8 protein-coding genes are annotated in these 8,558 nt (G+C 40.0%); 5 read left to right on the forward strand and 3 right to left on the reverse strand.

All coding sequences use genetic code 11. The features are described 5' to 3' along the window. Positions 1-23: 23 nt before the first annotated feature. From CLV95_RS17145 to CLV95_RS17155, 3 genes are all read right to left on the reverse strand, one after another. Positions 24-791 (reverse strand): enoyl-CoA hydratase/isomerase family protein, encoded by a 768-nt coding sequence (locus CLV95_RS17145; RefSeq protein WP_002725789.1) that lies wholly within the window; start codon positions 789-791, stop codon positions 24-26. Between the two features lie 130 nt (positions 792-921). Further along, positions 922-1,710, reverse strand: coding sequence for a hypothetical protein (locus tag CLV95_RS17150; protein WP_002734642.1), 789 nt, complete (start codon positions 1,708-1,710; stop codon positions 922-924). A gap of 28 nt (positions 1,711-1,738) precedes the next feature. Next, complete coding sequence (locus tag CLV95_RS17155; RefSeq protein ID WP_002734654.1) at positions 1,739-3,754, reverse strand: tetratricopeptide repeat protein; 2,016 nt, start codon at positions 3,752-3,754, stop codon at positions 1,739-1,741. A gap of 124 nt (positions 3,755-3,878) precedes the next feature. Here CLV95_RS17155 and CLV95_RS17160 point away from each other — a divergent pair, with 124 nt between their 5' ends. The 5 genes from CLV95_RS17160 to CLV95_RS19000 form a co-directional block, all read left to right on the forward strand. Beyond that, on the forward strand, positions 3,879-5,168 hold the full coding sequence (locus CLV95_RS17160; RefSeq protein WP_002725798.1) for a hypothetical protein: 1,290 nt from the start codon (positions 3,879-3,881) through the stop codon (positions 5,166-5,168). Continuing rightward, the gene (locus CLV95_RS17165) at positions 5,143-6,273 is read left to right on the forward strand and encodes a cysteine desulfurase family protein (RefSeq protein ID WP_002725799.1); all 1,131 of its coding nucleotides are present in this window, start codon (positions 5,143-5,145) and stop codon (positions 6,271-6,273) included. The genes CLV95_RS17160 and CLV95_RS17165 overlap by 26 nt, the downstream gene beginning before the upstream one ends. Before the next feature lie 69 nt (positions 6,274-6,342). Next, positions 6,343-6,555 carry an LA_2272/LA_2273 family lipoprotein gene (locus CLV95_RS20160; protein WP_002734720.1) on the forward strand — a complete coding sequence of 71 codons (213 nt, stop codon included), beginning with the start codon at positions 6,343-6,345 and terminating at the stop codon, positions 6,553-6,555. 306 nt (positions 6,556-6,861) lie between these two features. After that, positions 6,862-7,806, forward strand: a complete 945-nt coding sequence (locus tag CLV95_RS17175) for an LA_2272/LA_2273 family lipoprotein (RefSeq protein ID WP_002734731.1) — start codon at positions 6,862-6,864, stop codon at positions 7,804-7,806. A gap of 492 nt (positions 7,807-8,298) precedes the next feature. Continuing rightward, positions 8,299-8,558 (forward strand): LA_2272/LA_2273 family lipoprotein (locus CLV95_RS19000; RefSeq protein WP_423790212.1); only part of this gene is annotated, 260 nt, incomplete at its 3' end.

Raw genomic sequence — 8,558 nt, forward strand, 5'->3', positions numbered from 1 at the left:
ATTCTTCTTTTCTAAATTAAAATCTACAGGAATATAGGTCGTCGTCTTTCCAAGATGGATGTCATACCTTCTTGACCGTTTTTGGAAAATACCGCTTCCGAAATAAGTTTGACGTCTCTTCCCGAATTGTGTTCCGCAAAAAATCGAATCGGATCGCGCAAGGACACTTTAAGCCCAATCACAGAACCCATCGCCATATCCTTAAACTGATCACAGTATTTGCGAGCGCGCGCCATCAAGTCTTCCGAGGATGAAGAAATTTCGTCGATGAGACCAATTTCTAATGCTTCCTCCGCTTTTAACCCTTTTCCTGAATATAAAAGATCCCGAGCTTTTGTGATCCCTACGATTTCTTTGAGCATAAAACCCGGAACCGCGGGAAAGTTGATTCCGATCTGAGATTCGGGAAAACCGATCCTTCCTTTTTTTTCGATCATAATTCTATAATCAGAAAAAATCGCAAGTACCGCTCCCAATCCCATAGCATGCCCGTTCATAGCACAAATCACAGGTCTTTCTAAGAAAAGATATTTGGAAGCTGTATCCAAGGCGAGATGCATAACGTCTCGAATTTGTTCCGAGGTCTTTCCGACAAAAATTTCCGGATTAAAACCGTTCGAGAAAAATTTTTCGTTTTTAGAAGTTAATATGACGGCTTTGACTGTCGGATCGTTGTTAATTGCGTCTAACTTTGCGGAAATCGTTTTGAAAAAATCTCCGTTTAAGGAATTTACTTCGTCGGTTTCTATGTATAGTTCAAGAATATGTTTGTTTCTAATTTCGGAAAGCATCTTCGCTCCTATTGTTTTCAATTGAATTCGAATTTTTTCCCGAGTTCCGAAAAAAAGAATTCAGTGGTTCTATCTTGGATTCTTCCAAATTGATGAAGGAAAGAATATTGTAAACCTTGATCTTTGTCATTTAAAACTGAAATTTAGAATCCGGAATTGTTTCGAAAAGAGCGATCTTTTTCATTTTGATTTCTATCTTATTCTGATCCAGATTTGTTTTCGGTTCTACGATTCTTGTGACCGTGATTTTCGGCGGAAAAGAAACTGTTCCTTGAATTTTCGTGATCGCCTTGAGATTGCTCTTTTGGGAGAGAAGTTCCACGGAGCTGATTCCGGAATCCGTCATCCAGAATGTGATATCTTCTCCCGGTTTTTTAACGAGGATCGCCCTTTCGGAAAGATTCACAAAAGTTGGATCGTTTCCCGCAAGGCCGGAACTGTTGTTGGATAAAAGAGAATATAAAACAGGAAATGGAATCGTGGATTGTTTTTTACCGCTTGGATCTTTAAAAAGGATGTCCCCCATCGGAAGAATCTGAGTCCCGCTGTTTGCAGTTTTGATACGAATCGAGTTCCCATCCGTATATACTTTGGAAACGATCATTCCGAAGAAAGGATCAGAAAGTTCGATGTACATTTTTCCGGAAGGTTTATCATAAAGAATTTTTCCGTTTGCGGAAAAACTTTCTTTTTTCGGAATAAAGTTTTCGATCCGCATCGAAAATTCACCCGAGTAAGAGGAATTTTTCGTTTCTAAATCTCGGACGGATTTTAAAACGCGGGCGGCTTCTGGATTTTTAGAAGAAAGGAATTTCAGATTTCCTTTATCCGGAAAGGAAATCTCTTCGATTTGAGTTGTGGTACATTTACCGAAAATCAGAACAAACATTAGAATATTGGAATATAATTTGAATTTCATGACCGATCGAATCTTCTTTTCTTATTTATTATTTCGATTTTTCCGAATTTTCGGGGGAGCCAGTTTGTAGTTTTTTTTGGATTCTGGAAATGTCTTCCTTCTTTTTGAAAAGTTTGAGACTTTTTTCCCAATAAGCAACGGCGTTTCCTAATTGGCTCTTTTCCTTATAAACGTCGCCGATATGTTCTAAAATGACTGGGTCTTCTTCCCCCTTATCTTTTAGAATCTGATATGCAAGCTGTAGGTGCAGGAGCGCTTCGTCATGATTTCCCAATTTGAAAAAAATCCAACCCAGACTATCCTGATATGCTTCGTTATCTGGTGCAAGTTCAACAGCTCTCTGAACGAGTAAAAGGGATTCGTTTAAACGGATCCCTTTTTCGGAAAGATAATACCCCAGATAATTATAAGCGATCGGATTTCCAGGATCGATCTCGATGAACTTTTTCAAATCCTTCTCCATAAATTCCTGTTGTTCTAGTTTTTCGTGAACGGAAGCCCTGTAGAAGTAATAGGCGCCGTTTCCGGAATCAGTCTCGATTGCTGCATTCAATTCTTCTAATGCTTCTTTATACTTTTCCTGGGAAGCCAAAACGATTCCGAGCAAGTATCTTGCATAGGCCATTTCTGGATGAACTTGAAGAACGTTCCGAATGATAGCCTCAGCTTCCTCTTGCTTTCCGGGAGGATTTGCCCTGAGTAGATACGCAAGATGCAACTGAAATTTGAGTTTTTCTTCCTCTTTATGGGCGTTTTCAACCGCCTTTCTAGACATCAAGATTGCACGATATACGTAACCGGATTGTTCGTGACAGGAAGAGAGAAAATCATAAATTTCTGCATCGCTCCATTCGGAAGTTTTGTCCGGAATCGCTAACGCTCTTTGTGCAGTTCTTTCTGCAAGTTCGAACTGTTGCATTCCGAACACGAGTTCCGAGACTTCTCTAAGTTCTCTTAGATACAAGGAAGGATTTTTCTCTTTTTCATACACATCCAACATCGCCAAACGAACCGCCAGGCGACCCGGAAATTTTTCTTTTATAGGAAGAAGCGACTTCTTCGCTTCCGAGTATTTTCCAAGAAAAACGAGATAAAGGCCTTCCAAAATGCTTCCTTTCGGAATTTTGGAATTTTGATTGAGAATATTAAAATATTCAAATGCTGTCACCCTACTCTCAATGAAATACATTTCCGCCAGTAGATGTTCCACCGAGGAAAGGTTTTTTTTCGTTTTTAGAATTTTGTTCAGTTCCTTTCTTGCAGAGGAGAATTTACCGAGCTGATTCCAGATTTTAGCGAGAGTCAGCCTTGCGGCAATGTCGCTTGGATTTCGATGAATGTAAGAGCTTAAAAAGTAGAGCGCTTTTTTAAATTGTCCGTTCGCGAAATACATCTCACCCAAAGACTTATCCACAAACGATCTGTATTTCGGATTTCCTTCCCGATTGCGAATCGAATCGCTGAGGGATGTTAAATACAAAATCGCCCTTGGATAGTTTTTAAGTTCTTGATTGAGAGAGCCCAAGAGATAAAGAAAATCGGAATCGTCCGAAAAACGACTTAGATTCGCTTCCAGGTAGTCGCTCGCTTTTTGGAATTCTCCCGAACGAATGAGGATTCTGACCTTTAAAAGATAACCGTCCCTAAAATTGGGATCGGAAAAAATGACTGCATCCGCTTCCTTTTCAGCTTTTTCGAATTGTCCCAGAAAAAAGTGAACGTTTGCCTTGGCCGCTCTGGACACGGGAGAAACTTGTCTTTTGAGAGCTACCGAACAATGAATGTATCGATCGTAATATTGCACGGATTCTTCGTAAACCTTTCTAGATTTTTCTTGAGAAGGAATTTTTGCGGCTTCCGCTTGTCGTTCAAACGCAAGAGAAAGAAAAAATTCCGGAGCGACTAACGATTCAGAATACTCGCATTCGGATTGAGAAAAAATCGAAATCGGAAAAAATAAGAATAAGAAAGTCAAATACCAAGGGAAAACGGAATGGAAACAGGGAAGTCGACTCTGTATGATTTTATTATTTGCTTGATTCATTCAGGTAACGGGACAGATTTGAAAAGAATGTTTCGTTTGTTAGGAACATCCGTCCAGAATTTCATTTTGTAGCCAATCCATTCAGGAGTCGAATCAATTTTCCAATGCCGGAGAGTTCGAAATTTTGTTAACTTACATTCGAGAAAATCGGAGGTACGTCCTGTTCCTACTTTTTGTTTGGGTGATAGCGGCTGTATGGATTCTTCCCAATCGATACAAACTATTGAGTAAACTTGCCCTGATGATTCAACCTCCCGGTTATGATCCTAAAATCGCGGGAGAATTTATCGAAAAGGGAGACTCGATTTTACGACAAAAAGTCGCTTATCAAGATTTAGGAGAAAGAGTCCCTGATTTGGAAATAATGCGGGAAGCCTGTCTTTATTATTATTCTTTGAGTGAACGGGATGACGTTTTATACAGGCCCGCTTGGACAGACTCCATGTCGATTTGGAGATTCAAAGATGCCGGAATGGATGAAGAATCCGATAGGAAAAAACCTTCTTCCAAAACTAAATCCAGAAATCCGATTACGGGAAGTTTTAATCCGGGAGAGTATTGGAAGACTGTTTCTCCGAACGTACTCGAAGCGTTGGACTACTATAAAAGGGCCTTGAATTTTTCAGGACCGGACTTAAGCGTTCCCCAAAAAATAGAAAAAGTCGCCTTAGCCGTTTGTCGTTCTGAAGAAGTTCTCCTTGCGTATGCAGACTACATTCGAAATACGGAAGAGACGGTTCGGCTTAGGATGGAAAATACGAAAAAATCAAAATCGTTTTTCTCCTGCAATCAAGTCGAAAATCAACCCAACGTACTCACTGAAAAACAAAATCAGATGAGAGTTTGGTCTCAGATCAAATCCAATTCTTTTGTGATCGATCCGGAAAAAAATTTCAAAGTCAACGCAAATGATTTTAAAAAGGCTCTCAATCTTCTCGCATTCGGGATCTACAAAACGGGACTTAATTCGATCTCTCCTTTGGAAGCGGACGGGGTTTTAGAAAAGTTGCTCTTTTTTTCCGATCCCGGCACGGTAGAATATGAAGAATTACTAATGAAGAGAGGAATGCTCAATTATCAACTCGGAAAAAGAGATCCTTCTTTTTTGAACAAAGCGATCTTTTATTTTAGCGAGATTTCCAAATCGAACCTCTTGGAAAAAGGTTCCGTTTTTGAATCCAGACTGATGATTGCACGCGCAGAGATTCGTAGAGGGCAACTCGACAGTGCGTTGTCGGAATTACAACAACTTGAAACGACACTTTATACGATTGATAAGGCCTATCGAGTCACGGGCAGTGGAAGAAATGATCTTGTAGAAGATCGTAAAAAACTTCTCAGGTACGTTCTCAGAAAAAAAGGAAGGTACGAAGAGGCGGACGAGCTTTATGTCGAAGAAGATTCGTTATTTTGATTACAATGCGACTCATCCTCCGTTTTCCGACGTGCTTGTAGAAATTCAAAAAGATTATTTCGAAGACTTCTACAATCCTTCCGGAGCGACTCGGTTTTCCTTGGCTAGACAAGGCAAGATAGAAACGGCTCGAAAGACCCTGGAGAGATACACGGGTAAACCCGCAAAAGAATTCGTTTTTTCTTCCACAGGAACCGAAGCGAATCACTTGCTTGCATACGCAATTCGAGGAAAATTTTCCAATTCCGCAATCGTTTCTTCTGTGGAGCATTCTTCCGTGTATTCTGCTCTTGAGTTCGCGGGTTTTGATTTTAGAAAAATTCATTCCTTAAAAAACGGTGAGATCGATCTAAATCATCTAGAGGTTCTTTTAAAAGAACAACCCGCTCCCGTTTTTATACTTCACGTCGCAAACGAATCGGGTGTGATTCAGCCCATCGAAAAAATTTCTGTGCTTACTCGCAAGTTTTCGGTTCCGCTCTTTTCGGATCTGATGCAGTCCTTCTGTAAATTGGAAATTCCTTTTCCGCTCCTCGATGGTTTTACTTTTTCCGGTCATAAAATCGGAGCGGGAATGGGAGCCTCCGGAACCTGGGTTCGTTCCGATCTCGTTTCGGAAAAGGAATTTGCGATCTTTCACGGCGGTAATCAGGAAAACAACCACAGAGCCGGGACCGAAAACTCGCCTTCTATATTAGCACTTTCTGAAGTAATAAATCATAGGCTTCCTGAGCAGAAATTCAAATCCGAAATTTCAATAACTTTCCGCACGCAAATCGAAACCGTTTTGGAAAGTTGCGGTTGTGAGATCATCGGAAAAGAAGCATCTCGAATTCCTACGACCTCCTTTTGTATTCTTCCAACCCAAGACGTGGATTTTTTTATGATGGGAATGGAGGAAGCGGGTTTCATTGTTTCCACCGGGTCTTCCTGTAAGTCCAGATCCAGAGAACCTGCGCCTTCCCTTCTTTCCATGGGTTTTACTGAAGAGGAAGCGTTACGTGCTATTCGAATTTCCACGGGTTGGTTTACAACCCAGGAAGAGGTGGACGAACTTTGTATTCAAATCCAAAAAGTTTTGAAAGCTTTACTGGACGATTTGTAAATCGAACTGTCTAAGAAAAAATTGCAAAACTCTTTTCATTTTCCGCTAAAAACAAGATTCAGGTAAACTATGATACGAACTTTCATACATTCTGTTTTTATAATACTCTTTTGCCCAATAATTTTTGATTGCGGAGCCGCCCTAACTCCCAAGGCAACAGTAAAACTTTCTCCACAAACAAAAACGGAAATCCTTCGAGTCAACCTGCTCTACGGAGAAAGAAACCATCTTTATGGATTGAATCTTGGACTCGTAAATTTAGAGTCTGTCTCAGAACCTTAGGAATGTAGGAGCTATTACAATTTTAAACGACAGGAATTCAAATCGGTATTATCAACAATTTAACACCGTAGTTAAGTCTTTTGAAAGTCGACGTTTTCAATTTTAACTTCTTTTTAGATTCGGGTAGGCCTCGTCCGAACGATACACTGGAAAGTACTGAACAAAGAATAAAAGGAGATATCGGATTCTCAATTGGTGTCTCCATATTGTAGAACGACTCCTACCGAAAATTCCTCTACAAACGAGAAAATATCCGATCTATAAACAAAATAAATTCTTTCCACTCGAAAATTAAAGAGACATCCGATGTCCGAACGCAATAATTTTTTCTTTGTGGCTTGTCAACTTCCACTCAGAAATTACTTTTTTACAAACCTCCCCTGTTTTTCCTTTCGAAATAATATTGACAATCGGTTAGATCAAAGTTTGACTTACTCTTTATCGGAAACCATGAAAAACAAATTCACACTTACCCCTTTTGTATTGCTTTTTTCGAGTTGGATCTTTGCGTCTAACTGCGGTTTCGCGCTCACTCCTCGGATAACAGTAAAAATTCCGCCTCAGACGCAGACCGAGATTTTCAGACTGAATCTTTTACTTGGAGAAGTAGGGAAGCTGTATGGCATCAATCTAGGCGGGATGAATTACGCGCACCGTCTGATCGGAACTCAAGTAGGAATCGTAAACATCTCCGAAGAATCTATTGGAATTCTATTCGGACTCTTGAATAATTCAGGATCCTATGGCACTTTAAAAATCGGTTTTCTCAACACGAACTTTTTTCTAGATCGTGGAATGCCGCAACCCCATCGCTCTTATGAAAACGAAGAGAAGGAGAAAATCGTAGACGATCTGGCTCTTTCCATCGGAGCCGTTAATCTAATGAGCGGCAGATTCAATTTAGGCTTATTCAACTGGGGAGAGGGCTTGAATGTGGGAATCGTAAACACGAATGAAGGACGTTCCGTCAATTTTGGAATCGTGAATATAGGAACCAAGTTAGAAGTTCGTCCCAAAGAAAAATCGGCGATCAGTTTCGGAATCGTCAATACGAGTACGAATCGAAACGAACTTCAAATCGGAGTTCTCAATTTTTGTGAAAAAGGATTATTGCCCTTTATGATTGGAATCAATTATTGCCTCAAAACCGTATCTCAAACAACGGAAGTAAAAACAGAAACGATCGAACCGAAACCTGTTGAAACAAAAGCGGAAGCAAAGGTCGCGCCCGGGGAAAATTCTTCAAAATAAAAATAATTATTTTTTAGAATATTCGGAAATAATAATTTTACCGAGACACTCGCATAATCTACTGTTCGGACACATGAAAAGAATACTATGATGAGCTTAGAGCCGGTCTCAGAACCTTAGGAAGTAGGAGCTATTACAATTTTAAACGACGGGAGAAAACCGCCAATGCGACGGTTTCTGTGGAAACTCTCACATTCAGAGGACTGAGGACAGAGTCGCGGCAATGCCGCTCCCACAGAAGACAGTTTTGAGACAGGCCTTTATTTCAAAAATTAGAATATTCAATCTTCTTCAAAAAGGCAAGTAATTCCAAACTAGACGTGATTTTATGAGGACTTACGCATTTTTACAAAAATCCCCTCTTAACTTTCGGCACTATTTTTATGCGTCCGAGTAGTAATATAAAAATAAAAACATTCACGCATCGATTCTACCATTTATCGAATATCATACTTGACAATCATTCGATTAAAAACACAATCAAAGAACGACATGAAAGAATCTGTTCTTTATAACCTCTTTCTTTTCATCGTGTCCATATCGCTCTTCAACTGTGGCTTCGCCTTGACCCCTAGATTGACCGCAAAATTTCCACTGGAAACAAAGACGGAAGTCTTTCGACTCAATCTTCTACACGGTGAAACGGAAAATCTCTATGGACTAAATGTAGGAATCTTTAACTTTGTTTACTACAACATGATCGGAGCTCAGGTCGGAATCGTAAATTCATCCTCTAATAAAACATCTGGATG

This window comes from Leptospira borgpetersenii serovar Javanica (assembly GCF_003046425.1).
GTDB classification, from domain to species: Bacteria; Spirochaetota; Leptospiria; order Leptospirales; family Leptospiraceae; genus Leptospira; species Leptospira borgpetersenii.